Origin of the sequence: Ligilactobacillus murinus, from assembly GCF_003288115.1 — a bacterium.
Classification (GTDB): domain Bacteria; phylum Bacillota; class Bacilli; order Lactobacillales; family Lactobacillaceae; genus Ligilactobacillus; species Ligilactobacillus murinus.
In genome coordinates, this window is sequence record NZ_CP023565.1 from 632576 (window position 1) to 656115 (window position 23540).

The 23540-nt window shown below is 39.3% G+C and carries 24 protein-coding genes; 17 read left to right on the forward strand and 7 right to left on the reverse strand.

The window, feature by feature from the left end; all coding sequences use genetic code 11:
- Positions 1–436: 436 nt before the first annotated feature.
- Positions 437–673 (forward strand): hypothetical protein, encoded by a 237-nt coding sequence (locus CPS94_RS03155; protein WP_112195145.1) that lies wholly within the window; start codon positions 437–439, stop codon positions 671–673.
- Between the two features lie 37 nt (positions 674–710).
- Positions 711–1040 carry a hypothetical protein gene (locus CPS94_RS03160; protein ID WP_112195143.1) on the forward strand — a complete coding sequence of 110 codons (330 nt, stop codon included), beginning with the start codon at positions 711–713 and terminating at the stop codon, positions 1038–1040.
- Between the two features lie 116 nt (positions 1041–1156).
- On the opposite strand, the gene CPS94_RS03165 is transcribed toward CPS94_RS03160, so the two are convergent.
- Positions 1157–1465 (reverse strand): hypothetical protein, encoded by a 309-nt coding sequence (locus tag CPS94_RS03165; RefSeq protein WP_039935990.1) that lies wholly within the window; start codon positions 1463–1465, stop codon positions 1157–1159.
- 22 nt (positions 1466–1487) lie between these two features.
- Positions 1488–2141: a phospholipase A2 family protein gene (locus CPS94_RS03170; RefSeq protein ID WP_225359704.1), complete on the reverse strand. Its 654-nt coding sequence runs from the start codon at positions 2139–2141 to the stop codon at positions 1488–1490.
- A 420-nt stretch (positions 2142–2561) separates the two neighbouring features.
- Here CPS94_RS03170 and CPS94_RS03175 point away from each other — a divergent pair, with 420 nt between their 5' ends.
- From CPS94_RS03175 to CPS94_RS11315, 5 genes are all read left to right on the forward strand, one after another.
- Positions 2562–2981 carry a hypothetical protein gene (locus CPS94_RS03175; protein ID WP_004047775.1) on the forward strand — a complete coding sequence of 140 codons (420 nt, stop codon included), beginning with the start codon at positions 2562–2564 and terminating at the stop codon, positions 2979–2981.
- 294 nt (positions 2982–3275) lie between these two features.
- Complete coding sequence (locus CPS94_RS03180) at positions 3276–3626, forward strand: hypothetical protein (RefSeq protein ID WP_004047774.1); 351 nt, start codon at positions 3276–3278, stop codon at positions 3624–3626.
- Between the two features lie 16 nt (positions 3627–3642).
- On the forward strand, positions 3643–4053 hold the full coding sequence (locus CPS94_RS03185) for a hypothetical protein (protein ID WP_112195139.1): 411 nt from the start codon (positions 3643–3645) through the stop codon (positions 4051–4053).
- A gap of 415 nt (positions 4054–4468) precedes the next feature.
- Positions 4469–4738: a hypothetical protein gene (locus tag CPS94_RS03190; RefSeq protein ID WP_112195137.1), complete on the forward strand. Its 270-nt coding sequence runs from the start codon at positions 4469–4471 to the stop codon at positions 4736–4738.
- 331 nt (positions 4739–5069) lie between these two features.
- A complete protein-coding gene (locus CPS94_RS11315; protein ID WP_162626405.1) occupies positions 5070–5216 on the forward strand; it encodes a hypothetical protein in 147 nt (48 codons plus the stop codon).
- A 28-nt stretch (positions 5217–5244) separates the two neighbouring features.
- Here the strand turns inward: CPS94_RS11315 and CPS94_RS03195 are convergent, their stop codons facing one another.
- Positions 5245–6180: an IS3 family transposase gene (locus tag CPS94_RS03195; protein WP_112193146.1), complete on the reverse strand. Its 936-nt coding sequence runs from the start codon at positions 6178–6180 to the stop codon at positions 5245–5247.
- Positions 6105–6632, reverse strand: a complete 528-nt coding sequence (locus CPS94_RS03200) for a helix-turn-helix domain-containing protein (protein ID WP_004047940.1) — start codon at positions 6630–6632, stop codon at positions 6105–6107. Before CPS94_RS03200 ends, CPS94_RS03195 begins: the two co-directional genes overlap by 76 nt.
- A 313-nt stretch (positions 6633–6945) precedes the next feature.
- Here CPS94_RS03200 and CPS94_RS03205 point away from each other — a divergent pair, with 313 nt between their 5' ends.
- Positions 6946–7239, forward strand: a complete 294-nt coding sequence (locus tag CPS94_RS03205) for a hypothetical protein (protein ID WP_112195135.1) — start codon at positions 6946–6948, stop codon at positions 7237–7239.
- A 12-nt stretch (positions 7240–7251) separates the two neighbouring features.
- Positions 7252–7878 carry a hypothetical protein gene (locus tag CPS94_RS03210; RefSeq protein ID WP_112195133.1) on the forward strand — a complete coding sequence of 209 codons (627 nt, stop codon included), beginning with the start codon at positions 7252–7254 and terminating at the stop codon, positions 7876–7878.
- A gap of 139 nt (positions 7879–8017) precedes the next feature.
- Here the strand turns inward: CPS94_RS03210 and CPS94_RS03215 are convergent, their stop codons facing one another.
- Both CPS94_RS03215 and CPS94_RS03220 read right to left on the reverse strand, forming a co-directional pair.
- Positions 8018–8812, reverse strand: a complete 795-nt coding sequence (locus CPS94_RS03215; protein WP_112195131.1) for an IS3 family transposase — start codon at positions 8810–8812, stop codon at positions 8018–8020.
- A 61-nt stretch (positions 8813–8873) separates the two neighbouring features.
- Positions 8874–9401 (reverse strand): helix-turn-helix domain-containing protein, encoded by a 528-nt coding sequence (locus CPS94_RS03220; RefSeq protein ID WP_112195129.1) that lies wholly within the window; start codon positions 9399–9401, stop codon positions 8874–8876.
- 61 nt (positions 9402–9462) lie between these two features.
- Between CPS94_RS03220 and CPS94_RS03225 the strand changes: the two genes are divergently transcribed.
- The 5 genes from CPS94_RS03225 to clpB all read left to right on the forward strand — a co-directional run bounded on the left by CPS94_RS03225 (position 9463) and on the right by clpB (position 16778).
- Positions 9463–10644, forward strand: coding sequence for an ISLre2 family transposase (locus CPS94_RS03225; protein ID WP_162626406.1), 1182 nt, complete (start codon positions 9463–9465; stop codon positions 10642–10644).
- A gap of 413 nt (positions 10645–11057) precedes the next feature.
- Positions 11058–11756 carry a tRNA (adenine(22)-N(1))-methyltransferase gene (locus CPS94_RS03230; RefSeq protein ID WP_112195125.1) on the forward strand — a complete coding sequence of 233 codons (699 nt, stop codon included), beginning with the start codon at positions 11058–11060 and terminating at the stop codon, positions 11754–11756.
- On the forward strand, positions 11749–12864 hold the full coding sequence (locus CPS94_RS03235; protein WP_112195123.1) for a Nif3-like dinuclear metal center hexameric protein: 1116 nt from the start codon (positions 11749–11751) through the stop codon (positions 12862–12864). The genes CPS94_RS03230 and CPS94_RS03235 overlap by 8 nt, the downstream gene beginning before the upstream one ends.
- An 18-nt stretch (positions 12865–12882) precedes the next feature.
- On the forward strand, positions 12883–14127 hold the full coding sequence (pepT, locus tag CPS94_RS03240) for a peptidase T (protein ID WP_112195121.1): 1245 nt from the start codon (positions 12883–12885) through the stop codon (positions 14125–14127).
- Between the two features lie 53 nt (positions 14128–14180).
- On the forward strand, positions 14181–16778 hold the full coding sequence (gene clpB, locus CPS94_RS03245) for an ATP-dependent chaperone ClpB (RefSeq protein WP_112195119.1): 2598 nt from the start codon (positions 14181–14183) through the stop codon (positions 16776–16778).
- Between the two features lie 35 nt (positions 16779–16813).
- Here clpB and CPS94_RS03250 read toward each other — a convergent pair whose 3' ends face one another.
- On the reverse strand, positions 16814–17011 hold the full coding sequence (locus CPS94_RS03250; RefSeq protein WP_004047900.1) for a YjzD family protein: 198 nt from the start codon (positions 17009–17011) through the stop codon (positions 16814–16816).
- 218 nt (positions 17012–17229) lie between these two features.
- Here CPS94_RS03250 and dnaE point away from each other — a divergent pair, with 218 nt between their 5' ends.
- From dnaE to pyk, 3 genes are all read left to right on the forward strand, one after another.
- Positions 17230–20535 carry a DNA polymerase III subunit alpha gene (gene dnaE / locus CPS94_RS03255; protein WP_112195117.1) on the forward strand — a complete coding sequence of 1102 codons (3306 nt, stop codon included), beginning with the start codon at positions 17230–17232 and terminating at the stop codon, positions 20533–20535.
- 128 nt (positions 20536–20663) lie between these two features.
- On the forward strand, positions 20664–21626 hold the full coding sequence (gene pfkA / locus CPS94_RS03260; protein WP_004047896.1) for a 6-phosphofructokinase: 963 nt from the start codon (positions 20664–20666) through the stop codon (positions 21624–21626).
- Between the two features lie 113 nt (positions 21627–21739).
- Complete coding sequence (gene pyk / locus CPS94_RS03265; protein WP_004047895.1) at positions 21740–23500, forward strand: pyruvate kinase; 1761 nt, start codon at positions 21740–21742, stop codon at positions 23498–23500.
- Positions 23501–23540 lie beyond the last annotated feature (40 nt).

Here is a 23540-nt window from a genome sequence, read left to right on the forward strand (position 1 = left end):
TGTGGGTGCCATAAGTAAAAATAAAGCTTGTAAACAGCTTTTTATCGATCATGTAGCAAAGATACTCAACGACAATTATAAAGAATTAGAACGGACTATAGCGCTATTTACACACAACGAATTTGATATTCAAGAGAAAGGAGAACAATTGGAATTTTTGAGTGTGAATACGTCATGATAAAAAGGTCAAACTGCCATATACATATATCTATGATAGTGTGGCTAATCAAAGCACAGTGCAAATATATCAAAAAGTGAGGTATCAGTTTATGTATCAAATTTTTTCTTATAGCTTACAAGATTATTTAGTGTACCATGATAAACCTCTGTTTTTTAGAACTGAGGGGGCAGCATATAGATTCTTACATAAATGGCAAAGCAATGGCGATCCTAGGGGAATTGCACCATGTATCGTGGTAAAGAGAGGGTGTAGAGTTTGAAAAATAAAAATCCTTTTGATTTGTCTTGCGATATGCTAAGAAATTTGGGTGAAGAATTAAATAAATTATTAACTTCGTCACAGGCGGGGGTTATGTTTATGATTATGACTATGATTATTTGTATCTTTACGCTGGTAAGTCTAATTAGGGCTAAGCAGCTTATAGATACAGATTTTGATTTTTGGTTTTTATGGAGCGTATGTCTTATTGCTTTGTTGTTATGGAATTTCTAGCGGTAAGCAAAAAACTTAATTGTAAGGGAGTGAGCTAATGGATAGTGAAGTAGATTATAAGATCGTACAGGGATACTATCTTCTTGGAGGTGGTCAAGAGGCAAATAAATATGAGTTCAAGATATATCGTGGTCACCCGGATTTTGAGAAGATTACGGTCGACAGTGTGTGTTGGACATTTTATCAGGCTGAAGATATTTTGACACCTATACCAGCAATTATAAGGGTTAAAGGTGTGTTTTCAGAAAGAAATATTGTCAGAGTGAAATTGGCCAAAGAACAGTCTATGGTTATCGTAATTTTGAACATCTCAAAGCTCGTATCTATCTCCAAACATATCTTGGTAAAGATACAAGAAGCTCTGTGAAAACAGCCTAAACTATTCTCACAGAGCTTCTCTAAAAATATTTACTCTTTACACAGTGGTTGACAAAGAGCCTAAAATGATACGAACTCCATTAGCTTATTTACAATTATGTTATCTCAATAGAGATTTAAACCAAACCATTCTTTGCCATAATACCAAATTGCAGGCTCCAAAAACCATGTGCAAAACACGAATGTTCCCCAAGGGGAGAAAATCGAAATTAATAGCCATAGCCATTTACGTACTATTAGACACAGAAGTACAGTTATGAACCATACAATCAAAAAAGATTGAACAGAAACAAATCCCATATGAAAAGCTGATAAAATTGACTCTAGCGGTAAAAGAATTATCAGAATTGATAATGATAGCAAGGTAATTTTTTCTAATAGTGAATAGTCCCAAAATTGTTTTAATGCAGTCATGATGACTCACTCCCTATAACTGTTACGGGATAAATGGTATAAGGATAGGGTACATGCTTTTTAATTTAGCAGTTCCGCCAACTTTATAAGCAAACCCAGATATAGCTGCTATCGCATAAGCAGTAGCGTGTGTGCCACGTTTAGTTATAGCACCAAAGTTTCTAGCTAAGTTATGGAGAAATTCGATGTCACACGAGGTATTCCACATTCCTCTAGAGGAGTAACAATTATCGTGCTTTTTGCATTGTGCGTCAAGTATATCGATTGGTGCACGACCATTATTTCCTTTCCCACACCAATTACCATAACGTGTAATGTCTGCGATACTTCGCTTTTTTCTATTTATAGATTCATACATTCCTTGAGATTCTTGCCAACGAATCTCATTATACTCGCGGCCAGCTTCGAGTATAAGCTCTTCTTCATTATTATCAATTGCAAGATTTTCATCAAAATATCCTGTGTTTTTATCAATATATTTATCCATCGTTTTGAGATATTGTTTTAGCTTATCAATATCCTGAGGCGTAGTTTCAACATATTCTGTTTCGTTAGTTTCTTGAGTATCGGCATTAACAGTATGGGGTGAAAATAGTGCAAAAAATGCGATAAAAAGTAGTAATGAAAATTTTAGATAGGTGATAATGTCTAAACGAGTAGCAGCTTTTTCTTTCATAATGTAGACCTCATTTCTAGTTGATTTATAAGCTGTAGGTACATTAGACATATTAGTTACCAAATACATATTATTTATTCCGTGTTTTTTCCTTTCTTATGTATAGGTAACCGTTTACAACTTAATTATAACAATAAATATCGTAGTAAGCAATATATTTTGTGGTGTGCCGAAAAATAATAATTTACAAAATCTAAAACGTGCTCCACCACCTGCCACCGCACTAAAATCAAGATAAAACTTCAGTCGTTAACACATCTTTCCGCAAGGCGTAAAAACGCCTTTTGGCATATCATATCCATAATATCGCTACAAGCCCAGGCATTGCATGTGTTAGTAAGTTAACAGACTTGCATCGATCTTATGGATATGAGCCTATAGAAAATGTTACTAATCAACAACAGATGGAGGTAGGTACTGATGAGTAAAAGTGTGGAACATATCATATCGAATTTGAACAAGGAAATCGTGACATTTTCTAGTTATGATTTTATAACTAAAGAGGTCAAGAGTACAACGATGACGCTAGAAAGTCGGCTCAAAGCTACGTGCGAGGAAAGCTTTTTAGTGTCTGGAGAATGGTTGGCTGCTAATGAAGCAAGATTTGACGTTGATGATATTGAGATTGAAGATGATGGGATTTATTGCGTAAGTACAGAGTGTATCTACGATTTAAGTTCAGATTATGCCAAAGCTTACCATATGTTGCTTGAAGATGGTTATGTTTCGCAATTATCTAATACACAATTTTGTGAAGAGTGGGAAACAGATTATTGGGAAACGATAGCCGGGAGACATAGATTTACCAAATTCGATGAGGAAACATTTGTTTTTAGCTAGAATAGAGGCTTGAGTTAGACTGTAATGTTGCTCAAGCCTTTTATTTATAAGTCAGTTGCGCTCCGCCTCCGCCCACCGCGCTAGAAAAGTATAGTCGAACTCCAGGCATTTAAAATGCCTTCCGCAAAGCGTTAGAACGCTTTTTGGGACATGTCATAGTTGTAAGGAGCGCACAAGTCCGAGCGCTACGCGTGTTAGATAACTAACAGACTTGTACGCACCTTACAACTATGAACTTGGAGAAAACGTGGCGTGCATGACACGCAATAATACAAAGAAAGTTGGTAATTAACTATGGTTAGTGTAGAAGAAAAACGGGTACAAGCTGAAAAAATTTTAGAAAGTGTTCTAGGTTTTCCGGTAGATATTGGTATTGAAGTTGAAGTCTTACAATATTTTTTGAAGGCTAACCACCCTAATGTTGCTAAAGAATTGGAAGAACGTGGGGCATACGCATATTGTGCACTTCGCACAAAAGAATTGGTCAGTATTTTAGTTGTATTGGACGACACTGATAGGTATCAAGCAGATATAGAGTCTGCTCAAGAAGGTTATGTTTATGCGTACGTATACAATATAACTAGGCCCGAATACTCGGAATTTGGCACGATCAAGGTCGATAAAAAGCTTAACCGAATTGCATAGAAAGGACGTGTGAAAAATGAAGACATATTTTGATGAATTTACTAAGTTGTCGCTCAATAAAATGGCGCAAAAGATAACAGACATGACATACTGCTATCAAGAGACTCGAGTACCAACTACACACTATAAAAAGCTATTAGGCAAAAGTGTGGAAGAAATGGTCGAAAGTAGTGTTGCTATCAATTTAATTGATACTTACGTTAAAACGTTGAAGACACTGCATGATGAAAATCCTAAGTGGTTCATGCAAGCACTGCTGTGTATAGACATGAAAATTACGCCAGCCAATATCAAAGCTAATGAATATCAAGCCTTGGAATTGACACATGCTAAGTTTTTAGAAGACAAAGCCAAGCATATATCTAAAGAGTATTTGGAAATGTATGAAGATATCAGAGATAATGGTGCGACATACCGAGTTGAATAAAAACTTTGCCCTGCACTGCTGGGCATTTTTTGTCTCAAATTGTTAAAAAGTGAAAGTGGGAGCAAAATGGTAGCGAATTGGGAGCAAATTGCTCCCTTTTTGCTACCAAAATGCTACCAATTTGCTCCCGTTTTTTGTAAATTGCAGGGTATTTTTCAGTCGGGTGGTCAGTACCCATAAATCGTGGCGCTCCAGCCTCCGCCCACCGCACAAGGGGAATTTTAATAGCTCCAGTCGCCGATGCTCCTTCCGCAAGGCGCTAGGGCGCCTCTTGGCACATATCATATACTCCATAACTACGCAAGCCCAAGCGCTCCGCGTACTAGCAAGCTAGCAGACTTGCATAGTTCTGGAGTATATGAACTTATAGAAAATGTAACTTAATATCAAAGAGATTTACGAGGAGGAGAACATCATGCAAATGATTTATGACAATTTTTATGAATTTGCAGAAGAACATCAAGAGTTAGCAGAATTCTTTTTAGATAAGGAACGTGGTTATTTTAGCTATTTTGATGAAGGAGAAGAGGTACCTAACGATTGGGATAAACGTGCGATTTACTATTATGAGGATCTACAAGAATATGAAGAATACCGTCGAAATGATTGCACCTGTATTGATCATCAGACATTTTTTGAGCTTGATCAATTCAACGGAGAAGTCATAGAAATTAGTAAATATTAGCAAAGCATAGTGGAACAAGAGCTAACTATCAATTGAAATGAATACAAAGAAATCTCGTAGATCACAACTACTACGAGTTTTTTGTTTTGTTGAAGTGCAATAATTCTCTGAATGGTGGCGCTCCAGCCTCCGCCCACCGCGCTAGGGGAATTTAATAACTTCAGTCGCTAAAGCTCCTTGCGCAAGGCGTCAAGACGCCTTTTGTATGCCATAGCCCAAATTTCCGTACAAGTCCAAGCGCTTTGCGTGTTCGCAAGCTCACAGACTTGTACGGAGATTTTTTCTATGGACTTGTAGAAAATGAAACTATGATAGCGAGGGAGATATGACTATGGAATTATTGAAAGATTTTTATGCAGAAACAGCCGAAGAATTAAGAAAAGCTAGTGCTATTGAAATGATATTACGATTACCGGTAGTTAAGGCGGTAAAGATCGTGTGTGACCTGGAGAAAAGTGACGGAATAGATGAAGATTGAAGTGAACCCATAAAGTTGGACACTCTATTTAGACTATATTTCTTAAGGCAAGATGTCGGTATTCTACCGGTGTCTTGCCTTTTAGTTTGACCTTTATCCGTTCGTTATTGTAATAGCTGATCCAGCTGATCATTGCTTTGACCAACTCTTCTTGTGTTGTATATTCTTTATTGTGATATAGCTCTACTTTCATTGTGTGGAAAAAACTTTCCATGGGTGCATTATCTAAGCACGTTGCCCTACGAGACATGCTTTGAAAGATCCTATTTTCTTTTAGCTTCTTTCGCCATTGGACACTCTGATATTGGACACCTTGATCGCTATGGAGAGTCATACGATAGTTTAATTTAGGTCTAAGTTTTATCAATGCATCCAACGGTTTTACCACGAAGTCTGTTGTTGGATGCTTACTGATACTATAGCTTACTATTTCATCTGTACATAGATCTTTGATAGGTGAAAGATAGACACGTTCTTCTTGTGTCTTATTTCCATACCTAAATTCACTTACGTCGGTCACCATTTTTTGAAATGGTAAATGTGTATCAAAACGTCGATGTAATAAGTTCTTAGCTTTCTTACCTTGTGGTCCAAGGGCAGAATTATATTTTCGCCTTTGTTTATTATACATATGCGCTGATAGATCATTTTCTCGCATGATGCGACTAACACGCTTATGATTTACTTTTATGCCTTGAGATCGTAATTTCAGTGTTACTGTACGATAACCAAAACACGGGTGCTTTGATTTGACCTCCTTTATAAGCTTTAATAGCTCCTCATCTTTATTTTTTCGCCTGTTTATTCGTTGGGCTTGATAGTAAAATGTACTACGTTTAAGACTAGTGTAAGGTAGTATTTCATCCAATGTATATTTAAATTTTTGCCTTAGTTCTTGGATGATTTGATATTTTTCTTGCGATGTCCGCGCTTCTGAACCAAGGCATCGAGTTTTTTTAAGTATTCATTTTCAACCCGTAAAGCACGATTCTCAGCTCGTAAACGTTCTAATTCAGATAATTCTGATTTTTCTGCTTGTTTATTATTGTTGGTCGTCATGTGTTTAGCCCGTCCTCTTCTAGTAAATAAGGCATCAACACCTTTAGTATCCAATTTACGTTGCCAAGTCGCGATCGTCCCAGGATTACTTATATCAAACTGAAGTGCCGTTTCCGGATAGGAAGCCTTATGCCTTTTTCTCCAGTTTAAAACGTTGAGCTTAAAATTTCCATCGTAATCGTATTTAGGGTAGCGAACTTTTAACCCATCAATACCATATTTTTGATATCGTTTGACCCACATAAGGATATTTGAGTGATTCTTCACTTTATAAACTTTAGCTACTGTGTTACTTCCATATCCTCTTAGATACATATTTACAGCCCGCAACTTATCCTCAAAAGAAAATTTAGTCATAGTAAAACCCCCTAAGTTAGATTCCTTTGTCCAACTTAGGGGGTTCACTTCAGATAAGCGTTTTTCTCTTAGAGGTGCCAGACTGAATTATTTAGACGAGATAGAGGAGTTTCCAAAATTTGAAGGCGACATTGATCACAAGGAATTTAAAGATTTTATTTTTGATGAATGTTTATTTGAACGGTTATGTAATATTAGTCAGGATCTGTTAGAAGGTGTGGCTACAAGTTTAGCTTAAATTATCCTAAAAAATACGTATTGCCTAAAGAAAAGTATCCTAAAAAGCGTTAAATCAATTTTCGGAGGTAATTTTATGAATGGAAATTATGGTGTAACAAGAGATATTTACGCCAAAATGAAGGTTGCTGGCTTCGTCATGTGGAAGTTAGTGGCAGTAGCATTATCTTTAGTGATCGCATTTTTCACAATGAGCAAGATTTTTCCCAATGAAGGTATTTGGCGGTATATGCAACTTGTGTATGTGGGATTAACTCCCACGTGGGTAGGCTATTTATTGATGCCGGCAGTGGCTGGAAAAACAACGTTAGGCTGTCTGTTTATAGCGTTGGTAAGAAAGAAGCGGTTTTACCGTAGCTTTCAAAAGTAGGAGGAATCATAGATGCTTGATAAATTAAGTAATGTTAGCGCAGGTATTTCTGATTGGTTTGGGGAGGTAAGAGATCGTTCTGATTTCATAGAATGGCTGAAGATCGCTCCGTATAAAAAAATAATGGATAATCGTGGCCGGTATATCGAGTTAGCCAATGAACGAGGATATTTACAACTATTAGAGATCCAGGGTAAAGATATTTTAAATCTTGGCCATGAAGAACAACAGATAACGTTGTTGAACTACCATAACTGGTTGATCCAATTTCAATATGATCTTGAGATCTATAGCACTAAGTTGCCAACTGATACTACTAGACAGGTGAGATACCTCACGTCCTGTTTGAACCGAACGAAAGCTAAGCTGAAAAAAACAAATAATCAGCGTATCAGAGCACAATTACAAGATCAAAAACAGATCTTAGAACAAAACATCAAAACGGAACTCATGATCCAAAAACAGATCTATAACTCAGAATTTATCTTGTTTCTTTATGGACAAACTGTCAATGAATTAGATGACCTGGTAGGTAAAGCTATGAGTTATGGTAATCAGGATTTTGTTCCTAAAGTGATCTCTAGGAGCAAAAAAGAGCAGATCTTAGAACAGATAAATAACATGAATGAAAAAATCTAGGAGGCAAGCACAATGGTAAGGTTATCAAAAAAAGCGGTACGTAAATATACAAAGCAAGGATACGATCTAGACTTCCTACAAAAAGTCCAACCTAAAGGCAACATCACTTGAAGTGAACCCATAAAGTTGGACACTCTATTTAGACTATATTTCTTAAGGCAAGATGTCGGTATTCTACCGGTGTCTTGCCTTTTAGTTTGACCTTTATCCGTTCGTTATTGTAATAGCTGATCCAGCTGATCATTGCTTTGACCAACTCTTCTTGTGTTGTATATTCTTTATTGTGATATAGCTCTACTTTCATTGTGTGGAAAAAACTTTCCATGGGTGCATTATCTAAGCACGTTGCCCTACGAGACATGCTTTGAAAGATCCTATTTTCCTTTAGCTTCTTTCGCCATTGGACACTCTGATATTGGACACCTTGATCGCTATGGAGAGTCATACGATAGTTTAATTTAGGTCTAAGTTTTATCAATGCATCCAACGGTTTTACCACGAAGGCTGTTGTTGGATGCTTACTGATACTATAGCTTACTATTTCATCTGTACATAGATCTTTGATAGGTGAAAGATAGACACGTTCTTCTTGTGTCTTATTTCCATACCTAAATTCACTTACGTCGGTCACCATTTTTTGAAATGGTAAATGTGTATCAAAACGTCGATGTAATAAGTTCTTAGCTTTCTTACCTTGTGGTCCAAGGGCAGAATTATATTTTCGCCTTTGTTTATTATACATATGCGTTGATAGATCATTTTCTCGCATGATGCGACTAACACGCTTATGATTTACTTTTATGCCTTGAGATCGTAATTTCAGTGTTACTGTACGATAACCAAAACACGGGTGCTTTGATTTGACCTCCTTTATAAGCTTTAATAGCTCCTCATCTTTATTTTCTCGCCTGTTTGTTGGGCTTGATAGTAAAATGTACTACGCTTAAGGCTAGTGTAAGGTAGTATTTCATCCAATGTATATTTAAATTCTTGCCTTAATTCTTGGATGATTTGATATTTTTCTTGCGATGTCCGCGCTTCTGAACCAAGGCATCGAGTTTTTTTAAGTATTCATTTTCAACCCGTAAAGCACGATTCTCAGCTCGTAAACGTTCTAATTCAGATAATTCTGATTTTTCTGCTTGTTTATTATTGTTGGTCGTCATGTGTTTAGCCCGTCCTCTTCTAGTAAATAAGGCATCAACACCTTTAGTATCCAATTTACGTTGCCAAGTCACGATCGTCCCAGGATCACTTATATCAAACTGAAGTGCTGTTTCCGGATAGGAAGCCTTATGTCTTTTTCTCCAGTTTAAAACGTTGAGCTTAAAATTTCCATCGTAATCGTATTTAGGGCGGCGAACTTTTAACCCATCAATACCATATTTTTGATATCGTTTGACCCACATAAGGATATTTGAGTGATTCTTCACTTTATAAACTTTAGCTACTGTGTTACTTCCATAGCCTCTTAGATACATATTTACAGCCTGCAACTTATCCTCAAAAGAAAATTTAGTCATAGTAAAACCCCCTAAGTTAGATTCCTTTGTCCAACTTAGGGGGTTCACTTCAATCCAATTTTTGTTTGGTGACGTATATTTTGAACGTCGACTCTGGGGAAAAGGCAAAAAATATGTTTACCCATTAGATGAGCTGATGGGCTTTTTGCCGCGTCTTCGTTATAGTCCTTTAGTACAGGCAAAACTGAGAGAGTTAGCAACGTCAAGCGAATTTCGTAAAGTATCTAAGGCTGTGAGCTGCTTAACGCCGTTACAAATATCACCTAGCGGGGTTCACGGAATCGTACAACGTGTTTCTAAGAAAGTAGAAAATCATGAGAACAATACAAAGGAATTGGTACACAAAGAAAAGAAGGCAGTTCCAGTACTTTATCTTGAAGGTGACGCTTTAGCAGTCAAATCTCAAGAACGAGGGATAATAAATATCAATCGTTTCCAGGTGCATGAAGGTGTGAAAAAGAACGGCAAGCGGGGACATTGTGTCAATTTACATCAGTTTTCGGGTAGATCACGTAAGAAAGCATTTAGCGACATGTTGGAGTATTTGAGAGAAAATTATGATCTCAGGAATACAATTATATTGTCTAATAGCGATGGGGGATCTGGTTATGAGCCAGAAGTATTCTATGAACTCGCATTAGGCTGTAAGCAACATGAACACTTTTTAGATAGATATCACTTGAACAGAAAAATACGTGAGAGAATGTATTTCTGCCCGATAGAGTTAGTAGATAAGATGACTATGGCGGTCAGAGAATACTCGAAGCAAGAAGTTGAGCTTGTGTTAGATACGATGGAATCAATAGCAGCAACTGAAAATGACAGCAAGAGGGCAAGAAAGTATACGGAATTATTACGTAAATATCTAGATAGAAATTGGGAGTATATAAAACCACTGAGATTGCGTAATATACCGACTGTGATCAATCGCGGAGGTCTTGGTGTATGTGAAAGTAGACATAGACCATTTTCATATCGAATGAAACGCCAAGGGAGAAGTTGGAGAAGGCCCGGTGCTGAGAATATGGTTAGACTGATAACGTCGCTACAAAATAAAGAATATGATGAAGCGATAAGATCGAACTGGAAGAAGGTATTAAGAAAACTTGACGAAGTAGATGTTGATTTTAATAAGTTGTTGCGGACGACACATGAACCACACGTTGGTGTAAAGACAGGGCGAATATTAAATGAAGGAGGATCACGAACTGCGCAAGGAAAGATAAAAAGAACTTACGGCTAGAAGTGAAAAAAGCATTGGGAAAGTAACTGAGTAAAATGTAGAGTTTTATATCCAAAAATTTAAATGCAGAAAGAAAATAAAAAAAGTACTTAAAAAGAATAATGAAAGATGGTAAAATACTAACTAGAAAATAGAGCGGAAAGCGCACCGTTACGGCAAAAATGCGCATGTCTAAAGTGGATCTTATGTATGGATTAGTTATAACTGATTTTTGGATTGGCTTTTGAGAGAAAACCGAGGATAAGCGAACGCATACTTTTGGTGGACCTTTTTTGTCGAGTCTGAAGATAAATGGTAAAATAATCCTTAAGAAACAACGTCAGCGGAAATAAAATGTGGCGCTGAGTCCAAAAAGTAGTAAATGAAAGGAATAGCTATATTTTCGGACCACATTTGGTATAGCTAATAGTTACATGGATGCACATCATCTTTCACAACGCCTCTTATGTGTGGCTGATCTGATCGAAAAAGGGGCGCGTTTAGCGGATATTGGTTCTGACCATGCTTATTTACCAGCATATTTGGCTTTAAAGGGTCAGATCGAATTTGGGATCGCGGGTGAAGTGGTCAAGGGACCTTATGAAAATGCAAAGCAAGAGATCAAAAAAGAGGGGCTAGAAGATAAAGTCCAAGCCCGATTGGCTGATGGTTTGGATGCGATCGAGTTGGCTGACCAGATCAATGTGATCACAATCTGCGGAATGGGTGGTACGTTGATCTGTGATATCTTGGAAGCTGGCAAAGACAAGTTAGGCGAGCATCCACAGTTGATCTTACAGCCTAATGTCGGTGAAGAAAATGTTAGACGGTGGTTGTTAGCTAATAATTATCAGATCACAGCTGAATATATCATGGAAGAAGATGGACATATCTATGAAGTGATCGCAGCGAGCTATACTGATGAAAAACAAACTTTAACATCAGCAGAGTTACAGTTTGGTCCGTATCTTTTACAAAATAAAAATGCTGCCTTTCAAGCTAAATGGCAAAAAGAGATCGCTAAGTTAGAAACTATCTTAAAAGAATTGAATAAAGCAAAGCAAGTTCCAGTCGCTAAAAAACAAGCGCTCGAAGCAAAAATAGCGCAGATCGGAAGTGTTTTAAATGGTTAAAGTCAAAGATATTGTGGCTCGTTTTGAGGAATTTGCCCCCCAGCAGATCGCCGAAAAAAACGACCCGATCGGATTACAATTAGGTAGTCTTGAGCATGAAGTCAAAAAAATGATGGTCACCTTGGATGTCAGACCAGAAGTCGTGGAAGAGGCGATCGAAGCGGGAGTAGATTTTATTTTTGCCCATCATCCAGCGATGTTTGTTCCGGTAAAACATTTTGATCTAGCAGATCCACAAAATCAAATGTATGCTATGCTCATCAAACACGACATCACGGTCTATGCAGCTCACACCAATTTGGACAATGCTAATGGTGGTATGAACGATTGGCTAGCAGAAGCATTGAATATTGAAGAAACAAAACCGTTACTACCACCTAAAGCTGAAATTTGGTATAAATTAGCGGTATTTGTTCCTGAAGAACATGCTACCGTTTTACGTCAAGCCTTAGCTAAAGCTGGTGCGGGACATTTAGGCGATTATACGGCATGTTCATATTCTGTAAGTGGGACTGGGCGCTTTAGACCCAAGGAAGGTGCTACCCCATATTTAGGTGAAGTCGGTCAAGTAAGTAAAGTAGCTGAAGAAAAAGTCGAAGTGGTTTTTCCAGCTAAAATAAAAGCCAAAGTTTTGCAGGCAATGCAAGCTGTGCATCCTTATGAAGAGATTGCTTTTGATCTATATCAAGTCGAAGGCCTCGGCCAAGGTACGGGGATGGGTCGCGTCGGTAAGTTGAGTACACCGATGACAGTCAATGAATATGTGGCGTTTTGTAAACAAGTTTTAGGCCTTCAGGGGTTGCGTTTAGTAGCTAAAGATCCTACAAGGGTAGTGGAACGGGTCGCCGTCTTAGGTGGTTCCGGCGCTAAATTTTATCCATTTGCTTTAAAAGCTCAAGCTGATGTCTATGTTACAGGCGATGTCTCTTACCATACAGCTCATGATATGTATGAAAGTGGTTTGGCAGTGATCGATCCAGGACATCATTTTGAAGCGATCTGTAAGCCCCATCTAAAACAACTTTTTACTCATTGGAATGAGCAAAATGCTTGGCAGATCGAGGTCATTTCTTCTAAATTAAATACAGATCCATTTACATTTATCTAGCAGAAAAGAGGAGTTCTATTGACAAAATATGATAAATTAGTGCCACGTTTTTTGGATTATGTTAAAGTCGAAACACGTTCCGATGAAAATTCGACAACGATCCCATCGACGCACTCACAAGTTGAGTTCGCCCAAAAATTAGCGGCTGAATTGACTGCGATCGGCTTAGAAAATGTCCGTATCTCAGCTAAAAGTGGTTATGTTTTTGCTGAATTAAAAAGCAATTTGGCCGATGATACCGGTGTAAAAAAAGTTGGCTTTTTAGCTCACATGGATACGGCTGATTTTAATGCAACTGATGTAAGACCACAGATCATTGAAAATTATGACGGGAAAAGTGATATCAAATTGGATCCAGCTGGTGCTTATGTCTTATCACCAGCTGAATTTCCAAGTTTGAAAAAATATCAAGGGCATACTTTGATCACCACTGATGGCTCAACTTTACTCGGGGCTGACGATAAAGCTGGGGTAGCTGAGATCATTACGGTCATGGAATATTTAGTGGCCCATCCCGAGATCAAACACGGCGATATCAAGATCGGGATCGGACCAGATGAAGAGATTGGAACTGGCTCACGGCAATTTGATGTAACTGATTTTGGAGCTGATATTGCTTATACAGTCGATGGTGGTCCTTTAGGAGAATTGGAATATGAGACCTTTAATGGAGCGCAGGCTAAGGTCAAATTTATCGGTAAAGAGGTTCATCCGGCGACCGCAAAGGGGATCATGGTCAATGCGATCCAGCTAGCAATGGATTTCCATGCTTTATTGCCTAAAGATGAAGTTCCTGAAAAAACAGAAGGACGTCAAGGCTTTTTCCATGTGCTTGATATGCAAGGGACAGTTGATCAAGCTAGTTTGACTTATATCATTCGTGATCACGATCATCAAAAATTTGAACAACGTAAACAATTGATGCAAGACATTACAGCTGAGTTAAATGAAAAATTGGGACAAGAGCGCGTTGTTCTTGAATTAAAGGATCAATACTACAACATGCGCGAAGTTATCGAAAAAGATATGACAGTCGTTGAACTTGCTAAACAAGCGATGGAAAATCTTGGTATCACACCAGAGATCTATCCTGTTCGTGGGGGGACAGATGGTTCAACGATCTCATTTATGGGCTTACCAACACCTAATATTTTTGCGGGGGGCGAGAATATGCACGCCCGCTATGAATACGTTTCTAAGCAAGTTATGGAACAAGCAGCTGACGTGATCTTAGAGATCATCAAGTTGGCAGCAACTAAATAGTTTTAAAGCGTGACAAGTAAGTCGCGCTTATTTGTGAAATGGGGTAGTTAAAGATGAATAATGAAGATAATTTGACTTCAGCAGTTCAAGCTGCATTGGGTGAAGCTCAGCAGATCGCGATCACGCGTAAACAACAAGAGATCGATGTTGCTCACCTCTTTAAATTTTTAGTGCAACCAGGTGAACTTGTGGGTGAGATCTATAAAAAAGCCGGGGTCGACCTTAAAAACTTTGAACAAGAGATCGACCGTGTCTTAGAACAATTACCGGTCATTTCTGGCAGTGTCCAATATGGTCAAGCATTTAGCACAAAGTTATTGCAGCTATTGCGTGACGCTGATGAGATCAAGCAAGAATTTGGCGATGAATACATCTCTTTGGATACTTTGGTCTTGGCTTTGATGAAACAGACCTATGATCCATTAGTACGGTGGTTGACCGAGCATGGTTTTACGATTACTAAGCTACAACAGACCATCACTAAGATGCGCGCTGGTGAGCGGGTGACTTCTAAAAATCAAGAAGAACAATACCAAGCTTTGGAAAAATATGGAGTCGACTTAGTTAAACAAGTACGCCAAGGTAAACAAGATCCGATCATCGGCCGGGATGAAGAGATCCGTGATGTGATCAGGATCTTATCGCGCAAGACGAAAAATAATCCGGTCTTGATCGGGGAGCCAGGGGTCGGTAAAACGGCGATCATTGAAGGTCTGGCGCAACGTATCGTCAGAAAAGACGTACCTGATAACCTAAAAGATAAGACGATCTTTTCTTTAGATATGGGTTCTTTGATCGCAGGCGCTAAATACCGGGGCGAATTTGAGGAGCGTTTGAAAGCTGTTTTAAAAGCTGTTACCAAAAGTCAAGGACAGATCATTTTATTTATCGATGAGATCCATAATATCGTTGGGGCAGGGAAGACAGAAGGCAGTATGGATGCCGGTAATCTGTTAAAACCAATGCTTGCTCGAGGCGAATTGCATTTGATCGGAGCGACGACTTTAGACGAATATCGTGAGTATTTGGAAAAAGATAAAGCCTTAGAGCGCCGTTTCCAAAAAGTTTTGGTCAAAGAACCGACTGTTGAAGACACGATCTCGATCTTACGTGGACTAAAGGAACGCTATGAGATCCACCACGGTGTTTCGATCCATGATAGTGCCTTAGTGGCAGCAGCGACTTTATCTGATCGCTACATCACCGATCGTTTCTTACCAGATAAAGCGATCGATCTAGTCGATGAAGCTTGTGCTGAGATCAGAGTAGAAATGAATTCGATGCCGACCGAACTCGATCAGATCACGCGCCAATTGATGCGCCAAGAAGTTGAAGAAGCGGCCTTGAAAAAAGAATCTGATCCCGCTTCTAAGAAACGCTTAGCTGAAATGCAAAGTGAGTTAGCTGAGTCGCGTGAGAAAGCTAATCAGTTAAAGATGCGCTGGGAAAGTGAAAAAGAAGACGTCCAAAAAATAAGTGACAAAAAATCAGAACTTGATCAAGCTAAGCATGAACTAGAAGACGCAGAAAACAACTATGACCTTGAAAAAGCTGCTAAATTGCAACATGCTGTGATCCCAGAATTGGAGAAACAATTGGCCAAACTAGAACAAGTAAAGCGCCCTGATAATTGGTTAGTCGAAGAATCAGTGACCGAAGAAGAGATCGCTTCAGTCGTCAGTCGCTTAACAGGTGTGCCAGTAGCTAAATTAGTTCAAGGTGAACGGCAAAAGCTCTTACATTTAGCCGAAAATCTGCATAAGCGCGTGATCGGTCAAGATGAAGCGGTCGATGCAGTCTCAAATGCAGTCTTACGTTCCCGTGCCGGGTTGCAAGATCCATCTAAACCATTGGGCTCATTTATGTTTTTAGGCCCAACTGGGGTCGGTAAAACTGAATTAGCTAAAGCCTTAGCCGAAGATCTCTTTGATTCCGATAAGCATATGGTTCGGATCGATATGTCAGAATACATGGAAAAAGCTAATGTTTCCCGCTTGGTCGGAGCTGCTCCAGGGTATATTGGCTATGAAGAAGGGGGACAATTGACCGAAGCCGTTCGCCGTAATCCATACACGATCGTATTATTCGATGAGATCGAAAAAGCTCATCCCGATGTCTTTAATATCTTGTTGCAAGTCTTAGATGATGGACGCTTGACTGATGGACAAGGGCGAACAGTCGATTTTAGAAATACGATCTTGATCTTAACATCTAACTTAGGTTCAGAGATCTTGTTAAATGATCTAGAAGCTGACGATAAGATCTCACCTGAGGCTAAAAAACAAGTATTGGATGTTGCTAAAGCCCACTTTAAGCCGGAATTTCTCAACCGGATCGATGATATCATCATGTTCTCACCATTATCGCTAAATGCTATTGGAAAGATCGTGGATAAATTCATTGCGCAACTATCAAACCGCCTTGAAGAACAAGAGATCAGTTTGACGATCAGTGATAGTGCGCGACAATGGTTGGCTCAAAAAGGGTATGATCCTGCCTATGGAGCCCGTCCACTGCAACGATTCATCACTAACCAGGTCGAAACGCCATTGGCACGTGAGATCATTTCAGGTGAGATCTTGCCCCACAGTAAAGTTGAGATCGATCTAAAGGATGAAAACTTAGTCTTTAATAAGAAAGTTATTGAATAACAAAAAACCGAGGCTACAACTAGTCTCGGTTTTTATTACTTATCAGTTTTTGTTGCCTTTTTTGGGCTTTTAACAAAAGCGAGTAGGCAATTTACGGCGATAAAGCCACCGACCATTGCGATCAGCCCACTTTGAAGTGGTTCAAAGGGACTACCGGAAAGTGCAGAAAGCACATAGCCGATAACTTCACCATAGATAAAGCCCCAAAAAAGAATTGTAAGTTGTTTTGCCATTTGACAACACCTCGCATTCTCACTAAGTAGTTTAGCACAAAGAATTTTAATTTACAACGAATGACTAGGGGCAATTTTAGTAGACTGTCGCAGTTATCTATCCGGTATTTTCCGTAATTTTGCGTACTATGGTAAAAAGGCGAACGTATTTTTGAAAAGCTACGGACAAATTTGTATAATTAAGACAAAGACTTTTATTTAGAAAGGTGGCGGTCGTTTTGTTTGCACCATTACAAGTTATCAGTGCTAATAGTTTGTTAAAGAGCACTTTGCGTATTGAAGATTATGTCAAACGTGCTGCCGATCTAGGATACCAAAGTTTAGTTTTAAGCGATATCGATGTGATGTATGGTGTCTTAGATTTTTATCATGCCTGTCAAAAATACCAGATCAAGCCGATCATTGGCTTGACATTAGAATTTGAAAGTGATGCGAAACTGTTATTGATCGCCAAAAATAACACGGGCTACCACAATTTACTCAAATTGTCTTCGCTAAAAATGACAACGTTCAAGCAAGAACTTCCAGATCTAGAAGAATTTTTAAAAGCGGTCATGACCTATAGTCAAGACCTCTTTATCATTTCACCAGCTAAGGAAAGCCTATTATTAAAATACTACGAACAAGCGGGTGCGATCTTAGAGCGTTTGAAACAAACTAAGGCTGCTGGGATCTACTTAGGGATCGATCCACTCTTATCTAAACAAGAATTATTAGCGATCAAATTATTAGCTCAACAAACGCGAACAGCATTGATCGCTGCCAGTGCAGTTCATTATTTAGAACCAGCTGATTATTTTGAAGTCAAAGTTTTGCGAGCGATCGGCAAAGCAGAGAAGTTAGGTGGTGGGTGGAATAAGAAAAACACTTTAGGCAAAAACTATCTCAAAGAGATCCGGCAATATCATGAAGAATATCAGGCTTTAGGCTTAAAAAAAGCATTAGATGAAAATGCCAGGCTGTGTGATCTGGCACAAGTGACACTAGCTTTTCCCAAGACTAAATTGCCTCATTTTAAGACACCTAATGGGCTAAGTGCTAAAGCCTATTTACAAAAACTTTGTCAAGAAGGGTTGCGGCAACGATTAATAGCTGATCAAATAACCGAGACCAAGCCGTATTTTGACCGGTTGAAGCAAGAATTAGCCGTGATCGATGCGATGGGCTTTGATGATTATTTTTTGATCGTTTGGGACGTAACTAATTATGCGCACAACAACCAGATCCGGATCGGCCCAGGGCGAGGCTCAGCAGCTGGATCGTTAGTTTCATATGTTTTAAAGATAACCGATGTCGACCCTTTACGGTATGGCTTGTTATTTGAACGTTTCTTAAATCCAGAACGAGCCCAAATGCCCGATATCGATCTGGATATTCCAGATGCTAAACGTGATCAGATCATCAAATATGTTCACCAAAAGTACGGGCATGAACATATGGCTCAGATCATAACCTTTGGAACTTTGGGGGCACGCCAAGCGATCCGCGATGTTGCTCGAGTTATGGGGTTGACGAGCTTTGAGATCGATGAATGGTCAAAAGCATTGCCTCATAAATTTAAATTGACCTTAAAAGAGGCCTATCAGGAATCGCAAAAGGTCAAAAATTTGATCGCTGATAGTCAAAGAAACGAAGTGTTGTTCAAAACAGCGCTTAAATTAGAGGGACTACCGCGACATTATTCGACGCATGCTGCAGGGGTGATCTTAAGTGATGAGGTCTTGAGCGACTTGATCCCAGTTCAATTAGGGACTGATCAGATCTTGTTATCACAGTTTGCTAAGGGCCAAGTTGAAGAAGCTGGTCTATTGAAGATCGACTTTTTAGGCTTACGGAATTTGACGATCTTAGATAATGCACTTAAATTTGTCCGTAACGGTTACCAAGAAAAATTAGACCTAAAACAGCTCTCTTTAGATGATCCTTTGACGTTACGCCTCTTTCAAGCGGGACAGACAAATGGCGTCTTTCAATTTGAATCGACGGGGATCAAAAATGTTTTACGGCGTCTACACCCAACTTCATTTGAAGATGTTGCTGCGGTCAATGCTTTATATCGTCCAGGACCGATCGGAAATATCGATGAATTTATTGCGCGTAAACATGGAAAGCATCCTGTTAGCTATCCAGAAAAAAGTTTAAGACCGATCCTAGCTAAAACTTATGGGATCATGGTCTACCAAGAACAAGTCATGCAAGTTGCTTCAGCGATGGGAGGCTTTAGTTTAGGTGAAGCTGATCTCTTACGGCGAGCGATCAGCAAAAAAGATCAATTGAAGATCGATAAATTGCAAGCGCGGTTTGTCATGGGAGCTGAGAAAAAAGGATATACGGTCGCTAGTGCGCTAGAGGTCTATGAGTATATGAAACGCTTTGGTAATTACGGTTTCAATCGCTCACACGCAGTTGCATATTCTAAAATGGCGTTTGAGTTAGCCTATCTTAAGAGCCATTATCCGGCTGCTTTTTTTGCTGCTTTATTGAATTCGGTGATCGGAAATGATAATAAGTTAAAAGAATATCTAGGTGAGATGCGCCAGTTCAAGTTACAAGTTGCTGGTCCAGATATCAACACCAGTCAGCTCTATTTTTCACTTAAGAGCAAAAAGGTCGTCTTTGGCCTAGGATCGATCAAAACTTTACGCGGTGATCTGGTCAAAGCGATCTTACAAGAGCGCCGACAAAACGGTAATTTCAAGAGCTTGGCCGATCTTATTCGGCGTTTAGATAAAAAGCTCTTAAAAGAAGAACAACTAAAAGCTTTGATCTATGCTGGAGCCCTTGATCAAATAGAGTCAGATCGAAGCAAGCTATTATCACAATTACCGATGGTGTTGAGTAATATCGCTTTAAGTGGCGAAAATCAGACTTTGTTTGAGATGTTAGCGCCTAAAGAAGAAAAGTCGGCTGAAAAGCTCTCAACGGCTGAGCTTTTAGAAAAGGAATTTTATTACTTAGGGACGTATCTATCGGGACATCCAGTCGAAAAATATGCTTGGCTACGTCAAAGGCAACATACAAAACTATTAGCAAAACTTATACCAAATGAAAATATCAAGACGGTCGTTTACGTTAAAAATAAGCGCGTGATCCGAACTAAAAAAGGCGAGCAGATGGCCTTTTTACAAGTTGCTGATGAAAGTGGTGAAACTGAATTGGTGATCTTTCCACGGGAATATCGGCGTTTTGCTACTTTATGTGAGCCGCAAAATATCTTATTAGTAAGTGGAAAAGTTGAGGTGCGCAATGAAAGAAAGAGTATCTTAGTTTCAGATATGGTTGCTGCAACTGACATCAAAAAACAATACTACTATTTACGTTTAGAAAGGTCACTAGCTGAGAAAACACGCCAGCAACTTTGGCAGATCTTGCGCGCCCATCACGGTGATGTTCCTGTAATCATAATCGAAGAAAATGAGAATAGGAAAATAATTTTGCAAGAAAATTTATGGCTACGTCCAGATGAAAGTACAAAAGAAGCGCTAACAACCTTATTAGGTAGCAAAAATGTCGTTTTGAAGTGATGAAAATTCATGAAAACTGCTTTTAAATTATTGGTGAAAATGCAATTTTTTACAAGACAACGGCGCTCAAAAGTGATAAGATTACATTTGGAGAATGTAGTACTACAATTATTACTTGAGGTGAAGAAATGAAACGCATTGGTATTTTAACAAGCGGTGGCGATGCCTCCGGGATGAACGCTGCTGTACGTGCGATTGCTCGTTCCGCTATGAATGCGGGCCTTGAAGCCTATGGTGTCAACTATGGCTACAAGGGTCTTGTTGAAGGTAACATTTTCAAGATGGAATCTTCCCAATTGGACGGTATCATCAATCGTGGTGGCACCATTCTTTACTCTGCACGTTTCCCAGAATTTGCAGAAGAAGAAGTACAATTAAAAGCGATCGAACAACTTAAAAAGTTTGGGATCGATGCTTTAGTTGTTATTGGTGGCGACGGTTCTTACCACGGTGCTTTGAAACTTACAAAGCATGGCTTTAACTCGATCGGTGTTCCAGGAACGATCGATAACGACATTCCAGGAACTGATTTCACGATCGGTTTTGATACAGCTGTCAACGTAGCAACTGATGCTTTAGATCGTATCAACGATACAGCAACATCACACCAACGTGTCTTTGTTGTTGAAGTTATGGGTCGTGGCGCTGGGGATATTGCATTATGGTCTGGGATCGCAGCCGGAGCAGATGCGATCGTTATTCCAGAACGCGATTATGACGTCAAAGCAATTGCTGATAAGTTGACTAAGAACCGTGAACAAGGTAAAGACCACGGCTTGATCGTCTTGGCTGAAGGTGTAATGTCTGCTAAAGACTTCAAAGAAGAACTTGACAAGCATGGTGACTTTGACAGTCGTGCAATTACTTTAGGCCACGTTCAACGTGGTGGCGTACCGACTGCTAAAGACCGCGTGTTAGCTAGTCGCTTCGGTGATTACGCTGTCCGTTTATTGCTTGAAGGCAAGGGCGGTTTAGCTATTGGTATTCGCGACAACCAACTTGTTGCAACTGATATCATTGATACTTTAGAAAACCACAAGCATGTGACAGACGTGTCATTGCTTGACTTGAACGAACGTTTGAGCTTCTAAATTATCAATTTATAGGTAGAGTTGAAACTGCCTTAACAGGCAACTGTTTAAACTTTTGATATTTCAACGTAAAATGCAGAGCATTTAAGATTTTCAAAGGAGAGAATTAACTCATGAAAAAGACCAAGATCGTAAGTACACTTGGACCAGCTAGTTCAGATTTAGATACAATTTGCAAATTGATCGAAGCAGGCGCTAACGTCTTTCGCTTCAACTTCTCTCATGGTGACCATGAAGAACATTTAGGCCGTATGAACCTTGTGCGTGAAGCTGAAAAGGTTACTGGTAAGATGGTTGGTATCATGCTTGATACAAAGGGTGCTGAAATCCGTACAACTGTTCAACAAGGTGGGAAGCTTCACTTCAACATCGGCGATGAAGTTCGTATTTCTATGGATCCTTCTATTGAAGGTACAAAAGAAAAGATCGCTGTTACTTATGCTGACTTATACGATGATGTTCATGAAGGTGGCCACGTATTATTTGACGATGGTTTGATCGACATGAAGATCGAAAAGAAAGACGAAGCTAACCGCGAATTAGTATGTACAGTTCTTAACGAAGGTACACTTGGTTCACGTAAAGGTGTTAACGCTCCTGGTGTTTCCATCAACTTACCTGGTATTACAGAAAAAGATGCTGACGATATCCGCTTTGGTTTAGATAACGAAATCAACTTTATCGCTGCTTCCTTCGTACGTAAGCCTCAAGACGTTTTAGATATTCGTGAATTATTAGAAGAAAAGAACATGGAACATGTTCAAATCTTCCCTAAGATCGAATCTCAAGAAGGTATCGATAACTTTGATGAAATCTTGAAAGTTTCTGATGGTTTGATGATCGCTCGTGGTGACATGGGTGTTGAAATCCCAGCAGAAAATGTTCCTTTGGTACAAAAATCATTGATCAAGAAGTGTAACGCTGCTGGTAAAGCTGTTATCACAGCTACACAAATGCTTGATTCTATGCAAGAAAATCCACGTCCTACACGTGCTGAAGCTTCTGACGTTGCTAACGCTGTGTTTGACGGTACAGATGCAACAATGCTTTCTGGTGAATCTGCAAACGGTGAGTACCCAGTTGAAGCTGTTGCAACAATGGCTCGTATCGACGTTAAAGCTGAAAATGCATTACGTCAACACAAGTCATTCTCATTGAACGAATTTGACAAGACCGACGTTACAGAAGCAATTGGCCGTGCCGTTGCTGAAGCAGCTGACAACTTGAACATCAAGACGATCGTTGCTGCTACAAAATCTGGTCACACAGCTCGCATGATCTCCAAGTATCGTCCAGATGCTGATATCTTGGCAGTTACATTTGACGAACGTACACGCCGTAGTTTGGCTGTAAACTGGGGTGTCTTCCCTGTTGTTGCTGAAACACCAGCTTCAACAGATGAAATGTTCAACTTAGCAACAGAAAAAGCTAAAGAAGCTGGCTTTGCTAAGGAAGGCGATTTGATCTTGATCACAGCTGGTGTTCCAGTTGGTGAAAAGGGTACAACTAATGTTATGAAGATCCAATTGATCGGTTCTAAATTAGTTGAAGGCCAAGGTGTTGGTGACGAAACTGTTATCGGTAAAGCTGTTGTAGCTACATCTGCTGCTGAAGCTAACGAAAAAGCGGTTGAAGGTGCAGTTCTTGTAACAAAGACAACTGACAAAGACTACTTACCAGCTATCGAAAAAGCATCTGCTTTGATCGTTGAAAACGGTGGTTTAACATCACATGCTGCTGTTGTAGGTATCTCAATGGGTATTCCTGTTGTTGTTGGTGCTGCAAACGCAACTGAATTGATCGCTGACGGTGAAGTTGTAACAGTTGATTCTCGTCGTGGTATTGTTTACCACGGTGCATCAAACGCACTTTAAGCCGAACGCTTAAATTTATAATAAATAACTAGTTATCGGA

Coding starts and splice junctions, on each gene's coding strand:
- CPS94_RS03200 (WP_004047940.1), bottom strand. CDS start 6,632: ATGACTAAATTTTCTTTTGAGGATAAGTTGCGGGCTGTAAATATGTAT.
- CPS94_RS03235 (WP_112195123.1), top strand. CDS start 11,749: ATGGTTAAAGTCAAAGATATTGTGGCTCGTTTTGAGGAATTTGCCCCC.
- clpB (WP_112195119.1), top strand. CDS start 14,181: ATGAATAATGAAGATAATTTGACTTCAGCAGTTCAAGCTGCATTGGGT.
- CPS94_RS03185 (WP_112195139.1), top strand. CDS start 3,643: ATGAAGACATATTTTGATGAATTTACTAAGTTGTCGCTCAATAAAATG.
- CPS94_RS03230 (WP_112195125.1), top strand. CDS start 11,058: ATGGATGCACATCATCTTTCACAACGCCTCTTATGTGTGGCTGATCTG.
- CPS94_RS03205 (WP_112195135.1), top strand. CDS start 6,946: ATGAATGGAAATTATGGTGTAACAAGAGATATTTACGCCAAAATGAAG.
- CPS94_RS03190 (WP_112195137.1), top strand. CDS start 4,469: ATGCAAATGATTTATGACAATTTTTATGAATTTGCAGAAGAACATCAA.
- CPS94_RS03250 (WP_004047900.1), bottom strand. CDS start 17,011: ATGGCAAAACAACTTACAATTCTTTTTTGGGGCTTTATCTATGGTGAA.
- CPS94_RS03220 (WP_112195129.1), bottom strand. CDS start 9,401: ATGACTAAATTTTCTTTTGAGGATAAGTTGCAGGCTGTAAATATGTAT.
- pfkA (WP_004047896.1), top strand. CDS start 20,664: ATGAAACGCATTGGTATTTTAACAAGCGGTGGCGATGCCTCCGGGATG.
- CPS94_RS03160 (WP_112195143.1), top strand. CDS start 711: ATGGATAGTGAAGTAGATTATAAGATCGTACAGGGATACTATCTTCTT.
- CPS94_RS03165 (WP_039935990.1), bottom strand. CDS start 1,465: ATGACTGCATTAAAACAATTTTGGGACTATTCACTATTAGAAAAAATT.
- pyk (WP_004047895.1), top strand. CDS start 21,740: ATGAAAAAGACCAAGATCGTAAGTACACTTGGACCAGCTAGTTCAGAT.
- CPS94_RS03170 (WP_225359704.1), bottom strand. CDS start 2,141: ATGAAAGAAAAAGCTGCTACTCGTTTAGACATTATCACCTATCTAAAA.
- CPS94_RS03210 (WP_112195133.1), top strand. CDS start 7,252: ATGCTTGATAAATTAAGTAATGTTAGCGCAGGTATTTCTGATTGGTTT.
- CPS94_RS03180 (WP_004047774.1), top strand. CDS start 3,276: ATGGTTAGTGTAGAAGAAAAACGGGTACAAGCTGAAAAAATTTTAGAA.
- CPS94_RS03175 (WP_004047775.1), top strand. CDS start 2,562: ATGAGTAAAAGTGTGGAACATATCATATCGAATTTGAACAAGGAAATC.
- CPS94_RS11315 (WP_162626405.1), top strand. CDS start 5,070: ATGGAATTATTGAAAGATTTTTATGCAGAAACAGCCGAAGAATTAAGA.